Source organism: Dyella sp. 01N448 (genome assembly GCF_056399225.1).
Genome location: NZ_JBFTQX010000029.1, coordinates 1 through 14,443, shown reverse-complemented (window position 1 = coordinate 14,443; position 14,443 = coordinate 1). Strand labels below are relative to the sequence as shown.

The window sequence follows — 14,443 nt, the reverse complement described above, 5'->3', positions numbered from 1 at the left end:
ACCGCAACCCACCAGGTKCCTCATTTCAAAGTCGTCGCGACCACCCCCGCATGCCCGGCTCTTGCGGCTGTCGCGCACAGGGTGCGCTCCCACAAAGAGCCGGTGTTCAGATGCGGTACGCCACCGCCTTCATCACCATCGACGTCAAATGCATCACGCCCGGTATCGGAAACGGCAAGTCGATGCCGCCGCGCTCGCGCGCGTTGTGTGCATGACGGATCTCATCGGCCTGCATCTGCGACAGCACGGCGCGCGAACGCTCGTCCTGGGCAGGCAGCTTGTCGAGATGCTCTTCGAGATGCGCCTCCACCTGCCGCTCCGTCTCCACCACGAAACCCAGGCTCACCGGATCACCGGCCAGTGCCGCGATCGCGCCAATGGCGTAGCTGCCGGCGTACCACAGCGGATTGAACAGGCTGGGGCGGCTGTCGAGTTCTTTCAGGCGGTCGGCGCACCAGGCCAGGTGATCGGTTTCTTCGGCGGCCGCGTGCTGGAGGTGTTCGCGGATGTCGTCGTTGCGGGCCAGGGCGGCCTGTCCGTCATACAGCGCCTGGGCGCAGACTTCGCCGGTATGGTTGATGCGCATCAGGCCCGCGGCGTGGCGGCGTTCGGCATCGTCCATATCCGCTTCATCGAAAGCATCGGCGGGCGAGGGGCGGGCCGCTTCCGGTGCGCCGGACACGGTTTCCAGCGCGCGTTCGATGCCGGACAGCAGGCGGTCGAGCGGGGAGAGCGTGCGTGCGTTCATGGCGAATTCTCCAGTTGCTGCGCGAGCAGGGTCAGCGGATGCATGGTCGGCCAGTGCTCGCCTTGCTTATCCATGCCCGCAGCCAGGTGCAGGCGACAACCGATATTGGACGACAACAGCTGCTGGGGTGCCAAGCTGGCAATTTGTCCAAGCACGCCCTCGCGCAACCGTGCCGCGCGTTCGGGAAACTCCAGCATGTGCGAGCCGGCCGCGCCGCAGCAATGGGGTGGACGCGGCACCATCGCGAGATCGAGCGAGGGCACCTGCCGCAGCAGATCCTGCAGGGCCGATTCGCTGCGGGCGACATTGATCTGAGTGCAGGGGAAATGCACGGCGACGCGGCGCTGCAGCGGACGGAAGACGAGGCGATCCCGACGCTCCGCCAACAGCGTGACCGGGTCGCTCACCGCGACATCGGGCAGGGCGCGGCGCAGGGTGCCCAGGCAGCCGGGCGTCACGCTGACCAGTTGGGTCGCGCCGGAGCGTTGCCAGCTGTCGCGCACGCGTTCGGCCAGGCGATCGGCGGTGTCCATGTCGCCGCCATGCAGGTCCATGGCGCCACAACAGAAGGCGGGCAATCGTTCCACGCGGTAGCCCGCCGCCTGGAGCAGGGTGATGGTGGCGCGTTCGGCCGCTTCGTCTTCAACGCTCGCCACGCAGCCGGGAAAGAGGGCGACGGCAGGTTGATCGACGTCCTGGTTCTTGGGTGCTGGCGGGGCGGGCGCATGCTCCGCGTCCGACCAGGTTTCCAGCGCGGCGCGCCATGCCGACGCGGCTGGCAGGCGGTCGGCGAGTCGCTGCTTCCAGTGCGCCAGGCCGGTCGAGCCGCCCACGCGGGCCGCCAGTCTCAACAGGCTGGGTTGTTTGAGCATCGCCAGCAGCTGCTTGGGGCGTCGCGGCGACGGGCCAATCAGCGCCCGGGTCTCCACCAGCAGTTCGTCGTACTTGACGTTGGCCGGGCAGACGCGCTGGCAATTGAGACACCCCAGGCAGTGATCCAGATGGATGCGCAGGGCGTCCGTGGGCCCCGCGTCGCCCCGCGCCAGCGCGGCGGCAATGGCGATACGGCCGCGCGGAGACTCCGCTTCATTACCATCCAGACCGTAGGTCGGGCAGGTGGGAAGGCACAGGCCGCACTGCACGCACTGGTCGGCAAGAGAGGCGATCTTCTGTTTTCGAGTGTGTGGGGGCTTTTCAAGCGCCATGGTCGTCATGCTATCATTGCCAGCTCGCATCCCACCGGTCGGTGGGCTTGCGCGATTGATGAAAACTCCGTTATCATCTCGCGCCTTTGTTCCACCGATTATGTGAACCGCCCTAGAGGCGGCAGACTAGGTATTCTGAAATGAAAACGTTCAGCGCCAAGCCGGAAAGCGTCAAGCGCGATTGGTTCGTGATTGACGCCACGGACAAGACGCTCGGTCGTCTGTCGACCGAGATCGCCCGCCGTCTGCGTGGCAAGCACAAGCCGGAATTCACCCCGCACGTCGACACCGGCGATTACATCGTCGTGGTCAACGCTGAGAAGGTGGCCGTCACGGGTGCCAAGCTGGACGACAAGATGTACCACCGTTTCACCGGCTACGTCGGCAACCTCAAGACCATGAGTCTGAAGGACCTGCTCGCCACGCATCCGGAGCGTGTCATCGAAATCGCCGTCAAGGGCATGCTGCCGAAGAATCCGCTCGGCCGCGCGATGTACCGCAAGCTCAAGGTGTACGGCGGTGCCGAACATCCGCATACCGCTCAGCAGCCGCAGGCGCTGGAACTCTAAGGAATCATTATGGCGATCCAGCAGAACTACGGCACCGGCCGCCGCAAGACCTCCGCCGCTCGCGTGTTCCTGCGCAAGGGCAGTGGCGCGATCACGGTTAACGGCAAGACTCTCGACCAGTTCTTCGGTCGTGAAACCTCGCGCATGATCGTGCGTCAGCCGCTTGAGCTGATCGAAGCGACCGACAAGTTTGACGTCAACGTGACCGTCGCCGGCGGCGGCATCACCGGCCAGGCCGGTGCGATCCGCCTCGGCATCGCTCGCGCCCTGATCGAGTACGACGAAAGCCTGAAGTCCCAGCTCCGCAAGGCTGGCTTCGTGACCCGCGACGCCCGCGAGGTCGAGCGCAAGAAGGTCGGTCTGCATAAGGCCCGCCGCGCTACCCAGTTCTCGAAGCGCTAATTCTCCTCGGAGAGTTGCTTCGACGGTCCGGTGCACCAAGTCAGAGCGCACCGCTCCGCAGGGTTTTGGGAGATCGTCTAACGGTAGGACAACGGACTCTGACTCCGTTTATCTAGGTTCGAATCCTAGTCTCCCAGCCAAAATAAAAGGCCCGCCTAAATGGCGGGCCTTTTATTTTGACTGGGAGGTAGAGGACTCGGACCCCGTTCGACAAATTTGTCAGGAACAAATTTGGACAGCGCGCAGCGCTGGCCCCGTAGCGCGAAGCGCGTAGGGGTGAGCCCCATGGATGGGGCGAACAATCCCCAGGCCCCACGCAATAGAGAGCCCGCCTAACTGGCGGGCTTTTCATTTTTTTGGGAGGGTCAGGAGACGAGCGGCGAGCCCGCAAACCCGCACGCCACTATCGCGGCACCAGCATCGGAGTCGCACCGCTTACCGCGTGCCTCTGGTTAAGGCGGGTCATCACCAGAACGAGCTGTGGATTGTCGAAACTGACGTCGATGCCATCCACTGTCCTGAATGTTGGCAACGGAACCTTGGTCGCCTTCAATGGAGTCGATCCTGTAAAGACCATCCGTACCGACGGCCCAGAGTGAGCCGCCGCTGGCGGTGAGGCCAAAAAACGCTACGGTCTGCGGCAGTTGTCCACGTTTTCCACCTTTGATGGCGAACGAGGTGCTGAAGCGCTTCTCGAAGAGCGAGCGCACCTCGTCACCACACACCTCGACGATGCCCCCGCGCTCCATAACCAAATGGACGAGCCCAACGGCCACAGCATTGCATCTCGTGTTCCATGGTTCGGTGGCGATGCCGTGGACCGAATCGCATGCAGCGTTCAAAGGGCCGCTGCATAGGTCGCTGCCGTCCTTGCGCTCGATGGCGGTGACGACCCCGCTGGCTTTGTCGATACGTTGCAGTCCGCCGCCCCATTCGCCGGCATTGATGGCGACCAGCAGGGTCGTGCCAGTGTCGAGCATGGCGGTGACGCTGCCAAAAGGCAGCTCCGCGGAAAGTTTCGTGATCCGCGCCGAGCCGCTCTTTGCGAGCTGGATGACGCGTGCCGACGTCAGCAGAGTCGTGTCATCAGCGCCGCAATTCATGGCGGCCAAGCCGTCATCCTGGCGTGCCACGGTTGAGGTGGCATTCCATCTTGTTCCATCCCACTGGCGAATCGTCCAGTCACCGGTGTTGGTGCCAGTAATGACCTGAACCCCGGTACCGGTGGCGCAAACGTCAAGAACGGGCTCGGGAAAATCGAGTGTGACGCGCTTATCGGCGTCCTGAGCGATGGTCGACAGCTCCCCCGCATCGGAGAGCAGCCAAAGGCGGCCATTGGAAAAAAGCGCACGCATCAGAAAGGACTGTTGATCTTCTCGTGCCGGCTCCGTGGCTTGCGCGTGCATCGGAGTGCAGGCGATCAGCGTTGCCAACATCATCGACGCTACGGTGACCGTGGCGCCGGTGAACATGGCGAATCGGCGTGGGAAAACCATCGAGTCCATGTCGTTCCTCCCCGTTGTTTCGCCGAGGATAAGCGATTGCTAGCAGCAGGGCCGGCCGCCGTTTTGAGGCGGTGCTCGAGGGGCACTCCTTCCGCCAACGAAAAACGCCGACCCTCGGGCCGGCGTTCTTCATGACGCAGATAGTCCCGGGCAGGCAATCACATCACCCGATCACCCACCAACACCACATCCGCCGCCCGCCGCGCGAACAGGCCTACGGTGACGATGCCCGGAATCTGGTTGAGGTCATTCTCCAACCCCACCGGATCGACGATCTGCCATCCGTGCACATCGATCACCCAGTTGCCATTGTCGGTCACCACGCCATCGCGCCACACCGGCGTGCCGCCGCGCTTGACGATCTCGCGGCCCACCAGGCTGCGCGCCATCGGTATCACTTCGATCGGCAGCGGAAACTTGCCGAGCAACTGCACCTGCTTGCTCGAGTCGATGATGCACACGAACTTGGCGCTCGCTTCGGCGATGATTTTTTCGCGCGTGAGCGCAGCGCCGCCGCCCTTGATGAGGCGCTTGTGCGTATCGCACTCGTCGGCGCCATCCACGTAGAGATTCAGTGGACCGGTAGCGTTGAGGTCGAGCACCGGGATGCCCAGGCGCTTGAGGTGTGCAGTGGACTGCTCGGAGCTGGACACCGCGCCTTCGATGCGGTCCTTGAGGTCCGCGAGGGCATCGATGAAGAAGGCGACGGTGGAGCCGGTGCCGACGCCCACGATGGCTCCGTTCTCGACGTAGCGGATGGCGGCTTCGCCGGCCTGGCGTTTTTCGTTGGCGCTCATGATGTGGATCCGATAAGAGGTAAGCGTTATTCCATCGTCAGGATATGGCGCCATTCCTCGGCGCCTACCGGCATGACGGAGAGTCGGTTGCCTTTGCGCACCAGCGCCATGTCGGCGAGCGCGGGGTCGGCCTGCAGCTGCTTGAGCGTGATGGTGTGCTTGAACTTCTTGACGAACTTCACGTCCACCAGCATCCAGCGCGGATTGTCGCGCGAACTGCCGGGGTCGAAATATTTGCTCTTGGGATCGAACTGGCTCGGGTCGGGATAGGCATCCGTGGCGACTTCGGCAATGCCCACGATGCCGGGCTCGGCGCAGTTGGAGTGATAGAAGAAAACCTTGTCGCCCACGCGCATGCCGTCGCGCATGAAGTTGCGCGCCTGGTAGTTGCGCACGCCGTCCCAGTGTTCCTGGCCTTTGCGCTTGAGATCGTCGATGGAGAAAGCGTCTGGCTCCGATTTCATCAGCCAGTACTGCGTGGTTTTACTCATGCGTGCGCCTCTCCATCTTCGCGCGTGGCGTGGCAGTCGATCAGTTCGCGATCGGTGGCGATGAAATCGAGCGGCACATCCCAGGGCTCTTCATCGATCTCGGGCAGTTCCTGGAACGCATAAGCGATGCCAACCAGCAGCGGTTCGGTGGGGCGCACCTGTTCGTTGAGGAAGGCAAACGCGCGGTCGTAGTAGCCGCCACCCGTACCCAGCCGGTTGCCGCGACGATCGAAGGCGGTCAGCGGTACCAGTACAAGGTCGAGCTGGAAGGGTTCCAGCAGTTCCTTCGGCTCGGCGGGTTCGGGAATGCCGAAACGATTGGGCTGGACGGCTTCGCCCGACTGCCACGGTGCAAACCGCAACTGATGATTCGGACCGATCACCGGCAGCAGGAATTGCTGTCCCCGCGTCGCCAGCGGCGGAATGATCAGATTGAGCGGCAGTTCGCCGCCGTGGGCCCAATAACCGGCGACGCGGGCGTCGGTGAGGTATTCGGGAAGCTGATCGAGGCTGCGGCGCAGCCCCTGGGCGGCGGCGATGCGCTGGACCGGCGCCAGGGCCCGGCGCTGTTCGGCCAGTTGCCGGCGTAGTTCGCGTCGCTGGGCGTTGGCGTCCACGTTCGCGTCTCCTGCGGTGCGAGCGAGTGGCCTTTCGAACTTACGGCGCCCAAGGGCGCCGTAAGTTAAGGAATAGGTGGCGTTAACCGCGATGCCGCTGCCCACCGAACGACCTTGATCCACGATGGATCAGGTGGGAGGGCGACATGGTCTCGAGGCTTTCCGCACGCGGCGGACATGCACAACAACCGATGAAAAGCCGACCCGGGGCCGTATTTAGGAACAAGGCAAATGTAAGAGTGTGCTGGCGCACACCGCAGATAACGCCGTGACTATTTTATGGTGCCGTCGAGTGCCGCTTCAAGCTTGCGACGCAGTGCAGTAATACCGTCAGTCACGCTCTGATCAGAGCCAGTGTGCTGCTTGCGCAGCGCAAGGAACTCATGGGTGACGCTGATGGCGGCAAGTACGGCGAGACGATCGAAGCCTGGCGCCTTGGCGTTGGCACGCAATTCGCGCATCTTGCGATCGAGGTAGGCGGCCGATTCCAGCAGCCCTTCGCGCTCTTCCGGCGCGCAGGCGATCAGGAATTCGCGATCCACCAGTCGCAGGGCGACCGGTTCGTTGGCGGTGGTACCCACGCTGCTCTCAGCCATTGCTCTCAAGCGCCTTCAGTCGCTGGATCATTGCTTCGACGCGGCTGCGCGCCTGTTCGTTGCGCGCCATCAGGCCGGCCCGTTCGCTGGCCAGTTGTTCCTGGCTGTGACGCAGGCTACGGTTTTCTTCCGTAAGACGGCGTACCGCGTCGATCAGGCGATCGACCTGCTCGCCGAGTACGGCAAGCTCGTGCTTGACAGGATCTGGCTTGACGGAATCGGGCGCGCTCATGGGCCGGAACTATAGCAGGAGGTCTGGCCAAAGCAGCAGGCTCAAGGACGTTTCGGGAACCAGTGCATTAAACTGCCCGCTTGTCTTGAAGAGGAACCAGGCCATGAGTGCGAACGAGCTGATCGGCTACGACGAACTGGACGCTGCCGCCGCCCGTCTGCAGCTGGCGGAAGACGCCAGCGGCCTGCATGGATCGCTATGCGGTTTCCTGGCGGGAGGCGGTCGGATCGGGCGCCAGTCGCTGGTCGAAGCACTGCACCTGGATGCCGAAGCGGCCACCCCGTCGGCCGGTGATCAGGGCGTGCTCGATCGCCTGGTCAAGCAGACCCAGGCCGAGCTGGCCGATCCGGAACTGGGCTTCGAGCCGATGTTGCCGGCCGACGATCGTCCCTTGACCGAACGGGCCGATGCCCTGGTCGACTGGTGTCGGGGGTTTCTCGGCGGCTTCGGCCTGGCTGGTGCGGAAACGCATAGCAAGTTGTCCGAAGAGGCACAGGAAATCCTCAAGGACCTGGGCACCATCGCGGCCTCGTCGTTCGAGTTCGGCGATGAAGCCGAGGACGAGGATTCGCTGATCGAAGTGCATGAATTCGTGCGCCTTGGCGCGATGCTGTTGTTTGCCGAATGTTCCAATCGCGGCCCGAACAGCGACACCGTGCATTGACCATGTCGTCCGAGGAATACGCCCGTCGCCGCCGCCAGTTGATGCGCATGGCGGGCGATGACGCGGTGGTGCTGGTTGCCGCCGCACCTGAGCGGGTGCGCAATGCGGACGCCAACTGGCCCTACCGCCAGGACTCGGACCTGCACTATCTCTCGGGTTTCCCCGAGCCCGAAGCGGTGCTCGCCCTGATGCCGGGGCGAAAGCACGGGGAGGCCGTGCTGTTCTGTCGCGAGCGCGATGAAGAACATGAGCGCTGGCACGGCGAGTCCATCGGCACCGACCGCGCCGTCAGCGAGCACGGCATGGACGACGCGTTTCCCATCGACGATATCGACGACATCCTGCCCGGCATGATCGAGGGCAGGGCGCGCGTGTACTGCCATTTCGGCCGCGAGCCGGAGTTCGATGCCCACCTGCTGGGCTGGATGCGTCGCCTGCGCCAGTTGCGCGGCGGCGGTGTGGTGCCGAAGGAATTTGTCGCGCTGGGGCACCTGCTGCACGATCTTCGCCTGTACAAATCGCGTGGCGAGCTGAAGCTGATGCGTTCGTCCGCCAACATCGCGGCCGAAGCACATCGGGCGGCGATGCACGCGGCCATCGCCGGGCGCCATGAATACGAAGTCGAGGCGGAAATTCTCCGCGTGATGCGCCGTCACGGCGCGGTTCCCGCCTTTCCGCCCATCGTGGCCAGCGGCGCCAATGCCTGCGTGATGCACTACACCGCCAACCGCGCCGTGCTGCACGATGGCGATCTGTTGCTGGTGGATGCGGGCGCCGAAGTGGACTGCTATGCCTCCGACATCACGCGCACTTTTCCCATCAGTGGTCGTTACAGCCGCGAACAGCGGGCGCTGTACGAAGTGGTGCTGGCGGCGCAGCTGGCGGCGATCGACGAAGTGCTGCCGGGGCGCGCGTTCAATGCAGCGCACGAAGCCGCCGTGCGGGTGATCTGCGAAGGCTTGTGCGCGCTGGGTCTGCTCAAAGGTTCGGCCGACGACGCCATCGCCGAAGGGAGCTACAAGCGCTTCTTTCCGGCTAAAACAGGCCACTGGCTGGGCCTGGACGTGCATGACGTGGGCGACTACCGCGTCGATGGCGAGCCCCGCGTGCTCGAACCCGGCATGGTGGTGACGGTGGAGCCGGGCATTTACGTGCCGCCGGGCGATTTCACCGTGGCCGAGCGCTGGCGCGGCATCGGCATCCGCATCGAAGACGATGTGGCGGTGGTCAAGGAAGGCAATGACGTGCTGACGCGTGACGTGCCCAAGGATGCGGATGAGATCGAGGCCTTGCTGGCCTCGCGTTGACCGACCTACCTCTGTGGGAGCGCACCCTGTGCGCGACTGCCGCGGCATGCAAGCTCGACGCAGTCGCGCACAGGGTGCGCTCCCACCATAGAATCACTTCCTCACTTGCCGGCCGGACGCGGCTCCTTGCGCTGATGCGCCTCATCGTCCGCGTGCACCTCGTACCACATCGCGTTGAGGATGCCGAACGCGCAGGCAAGGCCAAGGCCGAGCATCCAGGAGAAATACCACATGGCGTCGTTCCTCTCTCAGTAAGTGCTGCCGGAATGGCGCACGTGCTCCAGCGTCACGCGACCGCGCATCACGTGGTACACCCAGCTGGTGTAGATGATGATCAGCGGCATGAAGATCAGCGTCATCGCCAGCATCAGGCCCAGCGTGCCCTTGCTCGACGAGGCATCCCACACGGTAAGGCTGGAACGCGGATCCAGCCGAGAAGGCAGCAGGAACGGAAACAGCGCGAACCCGGCGGAAAGTATCGTGCCCGCCACCATCAGGCTGCTGCACAGGAAGCCGCCCAAGCCCTTCTTGCCGACCGTGAGCTGCACGCCGATCGCGCCGGCGAAAGCAACCACCGGGGCGAGCCAGAACGAGGGATGCTGCAGGTAGCTGGCAAACCAGCTGCTGCCGTGCGCAACCTGCTTGAACAGGGGGTTGGACACGCCGTCGGTCACCACCGGCCCCACGATCGCGTAACCCGCCACGCCGTAAGCGAGCCAGATGCCGGCCGCGACGTAGACCACTACATAGGCCAGCGTGGCCCAGCGCGCGACGCGCACCGCACGATCAGCGACCACATGGTCGGCCTTGTAGGCCGCCCAGCAGGCGCCGTGCGCCAGCAGCATGCTCAGCGAGACGAGACCGGCCATCAGCGCGAAGGGATGCAGCAGCTCGAAGAAGCTGCCGTGCCAGGTCATGCGCAAGTCGTTGTCGAACTGGAACGGTGCGCCCAGGAACAAGTTGCCGAAGGCCACGCCGGAAATCAGCATCACCACGATGCCCGACGTCGTCAGCACGCCATCCCACAGCGTACGCCAGCGCGGATCGTGCACCTTCCCGCGGAAGTTGAAGCCCACCGGCCGCAAGATCAGCGCGAGCAGCACCAGGAAGATCGCCAGGTACATGCCCGAGAACGACACCGCATACAGCTGCGGCCACGCGGCAAAAGCCGCACCGCCGCCGAGCACGAACCACACCTGATTGCCTTCCCAGGTGGGCTCGATGGTTTCCAGCATCACCAGTCGTTCGTCTTCGGTTTTGCCCAGCACGCGCAGCAGCGCGGCGATGCCGAAGTCAAAGCCATCCATGATGGCGAAGCCGATCAGCAAGACGCCGAGCAAGGCCCACCAGATCACGCGTAGCGTTTCATAGTCGAACATGACGTTCTCCTCAGGCGCCTGCGTGGGCGGCAACGTTGGTGATGGGCGGCACGGGTTCGGACGGTGGCCACAAGCCAAGGCCATCCGGCCCCTTCTTCGCGTACTTCACCATCAGCACGGCGTCGATGATGGCCAGCACGCTGTAGAACAGCACGAAGCCGCCCAGCGAGGTCCACACCTGTCCCGTGGTGACGCTGGACACGCCCAGCGCAGTCGGCAGTACGCCTTCGATCGCCCAAGGCTGACGCCCGTATTCGGCCACGATCCAGCCCAGCTCGGTGGAAATCCACGGCAGCGGCAGGCTCCACAGCGCCAGCTTCAGATACCAGCGACGCTTGTCGAGCTGGCGCTTGCTCGCCTGCCAGAACGAGAACGCGAACAGTACAATGAAATAGAAGCCCAGGCCGACCATGATGCGGAACGACCAGAACAACACCGGCACATTCGGAATGGTGCTTTCCGCCGCCTTCTGGATATCCGCCGGCGTCGCCTTGCGCGGGTCGTCCATGAAGCGCTTGAGCAGCAGGGCGTAGCCCATGTCTTTGTCGTGGGCTGTGAGGATGGCCTGGGCCTGCGCGTTGTTCTTGTCGTCGCGCAGGACCAGCATCGCGTCATAGGCCTGGATGCCGGTGTTGATGCGGCCCTTGGTGTCTTCCACCAGGTTGACGATGCCGGGGATCGGTTTGTCGATCGAACGCGTGCCGATCAAGCCCATCACCCACGGAATGCGCAGGGCGTAGTGGGTGGTGTGGTTCTCCACATCCGGCAGGCCAAACAAGGTGAACGATGCGGGTGCTGGTTCGGTTTCCCACATGGCCTCGATGGCGGCCATCTTCATCTTCTGGTTTTCCGATACGGCGTAACCGGACTCATCGCCCAGCACCACCACGGAGAGCGCCGCGGCCAGTCCAAAACTCGCCGCCACCGTCATCGAGCGCTTGGCAAAATCCACGTTGCGACCGCGCAGCAGATACCAGGCGCTGATGGAGAGCACGAACATCGAACCGATGACGTAGCCGGCACTCACCGTGTGCACGAACTTGGCCTGCGCCACCGGGTTGAACATCACCTCGCTAAACGAAGTCACCTCCATGCGCATGGTCTGCACGTTGAACGCCGAACCCACGGGATTCTGCATCCAGCCATTGGCGATCAGGATCCATAGCGCGGAGAGGTTGGTGGCAAACGCGAGGAACCAGGTGGTGAGCAGGTGCGCCATGCGCGACATGCGGTCCCAGCCCACGAAGAACAGGCCGACCAGGGTCGCTTCCAGGAAGAACGCCATCAGGCCTTCGATGGCCAGCGGCGTGCCGAAGACATCGCCCACGTAGTGCGCGTAGTACGCCCAGTTCATGCCGAACTGGAATTCCATGGTGACGCCGGTGGCGACGCCCATGGCGAAGTTGATGCCGAACAGCACGCCCCAGAACTGCACCATGCGCTTCCAGACTTCGCGCCCGGTCATCACGTAGACGGCTTCCATGATGGCCAGCATCCACACAAGGCCGAGCGTGAGCGGTACGAACAGGAAGTGATAGAGCGCAGTCAGCGCGAACTGCAGGCGTGAGAGCGTGACGACCTCGGGATCGATGATCATGGGCTGCCTGCTTGCGATGAGGAAGAAGAGGACGCCGGCGCGAGCAGATGCTCGATGGCGGCGGGACGGGTATCAGGGCGTGTGTAATGCGCGGCGACCGCCCACCAGACCAGCGAAATGAACACGATCTTGGCGAGCACCAACACGATCAGCTTGCGCGCCAGGCGACGCAGCGGCGGCTTCGGCAGGTCAACGGGAGCCGACACCGGCACGACCGGTTCGGCGGACGGCATGGACATGCAGCAAGCCCCTAGCTGTACCTTGAGGCGAGCATACGCAACCCATGTGAAGTTGTCGTGCGGAGGGTTGCCGCAGCGGCGGATCGCCGCCGGGACGCCGTGCCGCATTGCGCGGGCGGCGCCTTGATGTAGGCAGCTTCAGCAGGGCCCGCCATCGCGTGGCGGGCCCTGGCAACCGGCGAAAGCGTCAGCCGATCAGCGCGAAGGCATCGCGGGTGAGGTTCTCGGGGTCGGCGTCGGTGCAGACCACGTCGTCTTCGATCCGGATGCCGCCGTAGGGGCGGAAGCGATCCACGCGGGCCCAATCGATGTCGCTGGCCACCGGCTTGGCGCGCAACTCTTCCAGCAGCATGTCGATGAAGTACAGGCCTGGCTCGATCGTGACCACCATGCCCGCTTCGAGCACACGCGTCATGCGCAGATAAGGATGGCCTTGCGGGCGGGCGATCGTGCCGCCGGTTTCGGACGCCTGGAAACCGGCGACATCGTGCACCTGCAGGCCAATAGGGTGGCCCAGGCCATGCGGGAAGAACGCTGAGGTGACGCCCGACGCCACCGCGCTTTCCGCACTCATGCGCACGATGCCGTGCTCGCGCAGTACCTCGGCCAGCACGTGATGCGCGTGGATATGTAGTTCCGGATAGCTCTGGCCCGCGCGCACCTTCGCGGCAAAACCCCGCTGCGCTACATCGACGCTGTCGATCAGCGCCTGAAATTCGGCATGGCCTTTCGCGGCGTACGTGCGCGTGATGTCGCTGGCGTAACCCGCAGCGCTGGCGCCGGCGTCGATCAGAAAAGAGCGGCTTTGTGCCGGCGGCTGGCGGTCGAAGTGCGTGTAATGCAGCACGGCGCCGTGCTCATTGAGGCCCACGATGCTGGAGTAAGGCAGCTCGGCGTCGTTCTGGCGCGCGGCGGCGAGATAGGCGAGGTGGATGCCAAACTCGCTCTCGCCGGCGCGAAACGCCTGCTCTGCCGCGTGATGAGCACGCGCGCCGATGCGGCTTGCTTCGCGCATCAGTTCCAGTTCGTAAGGGGTCTTGTAGGAGCGGTGCCAGTGCAGGTAGTCGAGCACCGCCTGCGGGTTGTTCGCCTCGGCGCCGGGCACGCTCGGACACTCCGGTCCCAGGATGGCGCGACGGGTCTTGGCATCCGGCAGCAGCGACACGGCGTCGGTTGCTTCGCGCACGATCTCGATGTCGAAATGTTCCACCCAGTAGCCACTCGGCGCGGCCGGCACGACGTGCCAGTAATCCCTGGGCTGCAGGAAGATCAGCTTCGGCCTCTGTCCGGGCGTGTAGACGATCCAGCTCCCCGGCGTGTCCGTGAGCGGCAGCCAGTGGCGGAAATGCGGATTGGCGACGAAAGGGTAGTCCTGGTCGTCCAGAAACTTGCGCAACGGCGTCCCCGCTGCGATCACCAGGTGATCGAATCCGCCACCCAGGGCAAGCGCTTTGTCGGCACGGTCGCGCAGCGCGGCGAGGTGCTGGGGATAGAGCGAGGCGAGACGGTCGTGCATGGTGACTCCGGGAGGCGGCGCCTGGCGGTGTTTGGGCCGGGCGGGTGGGGTAGAGAGACATGATGGCGCGGAGGGGAGGGGATCGCTAGTTGGGGGGGGCTGACGCTTTCGTCCCGTCCACACGCACACCCCCGGTTCTTGCTCGTTGTCCTGCGCAGGCTGGGTTCTTTTGATCGTCATCCCGGCGTAGGCCGGAGGCGCTCTTCAACAGCCGAATGGCTGGTCATCCAGAGCCTCGGTGTTTGGTTTTAGCGATACGGCGATCTGGCTCGCCTGCCGCGGGCTTCCGTCCTCCTGCCGGAGGCCGGGTTACTTTTCTTTGCTTGCCCAAAGAAAAGTAACCAAAAGAAAGGGCCCCCCGGATGACGCGCCTTCCGGGCCGTTGGCCCTCCAGGTGCGCGCTCGGGTTACGGGGTTTTTCGACAGGACGTCCCTGTCCTGTCGAAAAACTGGCCGCATCCATGCGGCCACCCTTCGGGCTTTCCTCCACCCGCCCGCCGCGTCATACGGGGACCCCGAGATCAAGAGCCGCATCAAGAGCCACGCGACTTCTGACGCTGTTGGGCCGCTCTTTTGTAG

General features: G+C 64.1%; 17 protein-coding genes, 1 tRNA gene and 1 other RNA gene. 5 read left to right on the top strand and 14 right to left on the bottom strand.

Features of this window, described 5'->3' with window-relative positions; translation table 11 throughout:
• Positions 1–106: 106 nt before the first annotated feature.
• Entirely contained in the window at positions 107–748 is a 642-nt protein-coding gene (gene coq7 / locus AC1DKY_RS21365; RefSeq protein WP_441605650.1) for a 2-polyprenyl-3-methyl-6-methoxy-1,4-benzoquinone monooxygenase, read from the bottom strand.
• Positions 745–1,953 carry a (Fe-S)-binding protein gene (locus tag AC1DKY_RS21360; RefSeq protein WP_441605649.1) on the bottom strand — a complete coding sequence of 403 codons (1,209 nt, stop codon included), beginning with the start codon at positions 1,951–1,953 and terminating at the stop codon, positions 745–747. The genes coq7 and AC1DKY_RS21360 overlap by 4 nt, the downstream gene beginning before the upstream one ends.
• A gap of 140 nt (positions 1,954–2,093) precedes the next feature.
• Between AC1DKY_RS21360 and rplM the strand changes: the two genes are divergently transcribed.
• The 3 genes from rplM to AC1DKY_RS21345 all read left to right on the top strand — a co-directional run bounded on the left by rplM (position 2,094) and on the right by AC1DKY_RS21345 (position 3,064).
• Positions 2,094–2,522, top strand: coding sequence for a 50S ribosomal protein L13 (gene rplM, locus AC1DKY_RS21355; RefSeq protein WP_046972628.1), 429 nt, complete (start codon positions 2,094–2,096; stop codon positions 2,520–2,522).
• A gap of 9 nt (positions 2,523–2,531) precedes the next feature.
• On the top strand, positions 2,532–2,924 hold the full coding sequence (rpsI, locus tag AC1DKY_RS21350; protein ID WP_046972627.1) for a 30S ribosomal protein S9: 393 nt from the start codon (positions 2,532–2,534) through the stop codon (positions 2,922–2,924).
• Between the two features lie 66 nt (positions 2,925–2,990).
• A tRNA-Gln gene (locus tag AC1DKY_RS21345) sits at positions 2,991–3,064 on the top strand.
• 312 nt (positions 3,065–3,376) lie between these two features.
• Here the strand turns inward: AC1DKY_RS21345 and AC1DKY_RS21340 are convergent.
• From AC1DKY_RS21340 to AC1DKY_RS21310, 7 genes are all read right to left on the bottom strand, one after another.
• Positions 3,377–4,429 (bottom strand): hypothetical protein, encoded by a 1,053-nt coding sequence (locus tag AC1DKY_RS21340; RefSeq protein WP_441605648.1) that lies wholly within the window; start codon positions 4,427–4,429, stop codon positions 3,377–3,379.
• A gap of 158 nt (positions 4,430–4,587) precedes the next feature.
• Positions 4,588–5,226, bottom strand: a complete 639-nt coding sequence (rpiA, locus tag AC1DKY_RS21335; RefSeq protein WP_441605647.1) for a ribose-5-phosphate isomerase RpiA — start codon at positions 5,224–5,226, stop codon at positions 4,588–4,590.
• 26 nt (positions 5,227–5,252) lie between these two features.
• On the bottom strand, positions 5,253–5,717 hold the full coding sequence (locus AC1DKY_RS21330; protein WP_441605646.1) for an EVE domain-containing protein: 465 nt from the start codon (positions 5,715–5,717) through the stop codon (positions 5,253–5,255).
• Positions 5,714–6,334: a 5-formyltetrahydrofolate cyclo-ligase gene (locus tag AC1DKY_RS21325; RefSeq protein ID WP_441605645.1), complete on the bottom strand. Its 621-nt coding sequence runs from the start codon at positions 6,332–6,334 to the stop codon at positions 5,714–5,716. Before AC1DKY_RS21325 ends, AC1DKY_RS21330 begins: the two co-directional genes overlap by 4 nt.
• Positions 6,335–6,413: 79 nt before the next feature.
• A non-coding RNA gene (ssrS, locus tag AC1DKY_RS21320) (6S RNA) lies at positions 6,414–6,600 on the bottom strand.
• A 6-nt stretch (positions 6,601–6,606) separates the two neighbouring features.
• On the bottom strand, positions 6,607–6,930 hold the full coding sequence (locus tag AC1DKY_RS21315) for a cell division protein ZapA (protein WP_441605644.1): 324 nt from the start codon (positions 6,928–6,930) through the stop codon (positions 6,607–6,609).
• The gene (locus AC1DKY_RS21310) at positions 6,923–7,162 is read right to left on the bottom strand and encodes a TIGR02449 family protein (protein ID WP_441605643.1); all 240 of its coding nucleotides are present in this window, start codon (positions 7,160–7,162) and stop codon (positions 6,923–6,925) included. Before AC1DKY_RS21310 ends, AC1DKY_RS21315 begins: the two co-directional genes overlap by 8 nt.
• A 103-nt stretch (positions 7,163–7,265) precedes the next feature.
• Here AC1DKY_RS21310 and AC1DKY_RS21305 point away from each other — a divergent pair, with 103 nt between their 5' ends.
• Positions 7,266–7,826 (top strand): UPF0149 family protein, encoded by a 561-nt coding sequence (locus AC1DKY_RS21305; RefSeq protein ID WP_441605642.1) that lies wholly within the window; start codon positions 7,266–7,268, stop codon positions 7,824–7,826.
• Between the two features lie 2 nt (positions 7,827–7,828).
• Positions 7,829–9,133 carry an aminopeptidase P N-terminal domain-containing protein gene (locus tag AC1DKY_RS21300; protein ID WP_441605641.1) on the top strand — a complete coding sequence of 435 codons (1,305 nt, stop codon included), beginning with the start codon at positions 7,829–7,831 and terminating at the stop codon, positions 9,131–9,133.
• 101 nt (positions 9,134–9,234) lie between these two features.
• Here the strand turns inward: AC1DKY_RS21300 and cydX are convergent, their stop codons facing one another.
• From cydX to pepQ, 5 genes are all read right to left on the bottom strand, one after another.
• Entirely contained in the window at positions 9,235–9,366 is a 132-nt protein-coding gene (cydX, locus tag AC1DKY_RS21295) for a cytochrome bd-I oxidase subunit CydX (RefSeq protein ID WP_121882642.1), read from the bottom strand.
• A 15-nt stretch (positions 9,367–9,381) separates the two neighbouring features.
• On the bottom strand, positions 9,382–10,512 hold the full coding sequence (gene cydB / locus AC1DKY_RS21290) for a cytochrome d ubiquinol oxidase subunit II (protein ID WP_441605640.1): 1,131 nt from the start codon (positions 10,510–10,512) through the stop codon (positions 9,382–9,384).
• 10 nt (positions 10,513–10,522) lie between these two features.
• Positions 10,523–12,109: a cytochrome ubiquinol oxidase subunit I gene (locus AC1DKY_RS21285; protein WP_441605639.1), complete on the bottom strand. Its 1,587-nt coding sequence runs from the start codon at positions 12,107–12,109 to the stop codon at positions 10,523–10,525.
• The gene (locus tag AC1DKY_RS21280; RefSeq protein WP_441605638.1) at positions 12,106–12,348 is read right to left on the bottom strand and encodes a hypothetical protein; all 243 of its coding nucleotides are present in this window, start codon (positions 12,346–12,348) and stop codon (positions 12,106–12,108) included. The genes AC1DKY_RS21285 and AC1DKY_RS21280 overlap by 4 nt, the downstream gene beginning before the upstream one ends.
• 187 nt (positions 12,349–12,535) lie before the next feature.
• Complete coding sequence (gene pepQ / locus AC1DKY_RS21275) at positions 12,536–13,864, bottom strand: Xaa-Pro dipeptidase (protein ID WP_441605637.1); 1,329 nt, start codon at positions 13,862–13,864, stop codon at positions 12,536–12,538.
• Positions 13,865–14,443 lie beyond the last annotated feature (579 nt).

Coding starts and splice junctions, on each gene's coding strand:
- coq7 (WP_441605650.1), bottom strand. CDS start 748: ATGAACGCACGCACGCTCTCCCCGCTCGACCGCCTGCTGTCCGGCATC.
- AC1DKY_RS21360 (WP_441605649.1), bottom strand. CDS start 1,953: ATGGCGCTTGAAAAGCCCCCACACACTCGAAAACAGAAGATCGCCTCT.
- rplM (WP_046972628.1), top strand. CDS start 2,094: ATGAAAACGTTCAGCGCCAAGCCGGAAAGCGTCAAGCGCGATTGGTTC.
- rpsI (WP_046972627.1), top strand. CDS start 2,532: ATGGCGATCCAGCAGAACTACGGCACCGGCCGCCGCAAGACCTCCGCC.
- AC1DKY_RS21340 (WP_441605648.1), bottom strand. CDS start 4,429: ATGGACTCGATGGTTTTCCCACGCCGATTCGCCATGTTCACCGGCGCC.
- rpiA (WP_441605647.1), bottom strand. CDS start 5,226: ATGAGCGCCAACGAAAAACGCCAGGCCGGCGAAGCCGCCATCCGCTAC.
- AC1DKY_RS21330 (WP_441605646.1), bottom strand. CDS start 5,717: ATGAGTAAAACCACGCAGTACTGGCTGATGAAATCGGAGCCAGACGCT.
- AC1DKY_RS21315 (WP_441605644.1), bottom strand. CDS start 6,930: ATGGCTGAGAGCAGCGTGGGTACCACCGCCAACGAACCGGTCGCCCTG.
- AC1DKY_RS21310 (WP_441605643.1), bottom strand. CDS start 7,162: ATGAGCGCGCCCGATTCCGTCAAGCCAGATCCTGTCAAGCACGAGCTT.
- AC1DKY_RS21305 (WP_441605642.1), top strand. CDS start 7,266: ATGAGTGCGAACGAGCTGATCGGCTACGACGAACTGGACGCTGCCGCC.
- AC1DKY_RS21300 (WP_441605641.1), top strand. CDS start 7,829: ATGTCGTCCGAGGAATACGCCCGTCGCCGCCGCCAGTTGATGCGCATG.
- cydX (WP_121882642.1), bottom strand. CDS start 9,366: ATGTGGTATTTCTCCTGGATGCTCGGCCTTGGCCTTGCCTGCGCGTTC.
- cydB (WP_441605640.1), bottom strand. CDS start 10,512: ATGTTCGACTATGAAACGCTACGCGTGATCTGGTGGGCCTTGCTCGGC.
- AC1DKY_RS21285 (WP_441605639.1), bottom strand. CDS start 12,109: ATGATCATCGATCCCGAGGTCGTCACGCTCTCACGCCTGCAGTTCGCG.
- AC1DKY_RS21280 (WP_441605638.1), bottom strand. CDS start 12,348: ATGTCCATGCCGTCCGCCGAACCGGTCGTGCCGGTGTCGGCTCCCGTT.
- pepQ (WP_441605637.1), bottom strand. CDS start 13,864: ATGCACGACCGTCTCGCCTCGCTCTATCCCCAGCACCTCGCCGCGCTG.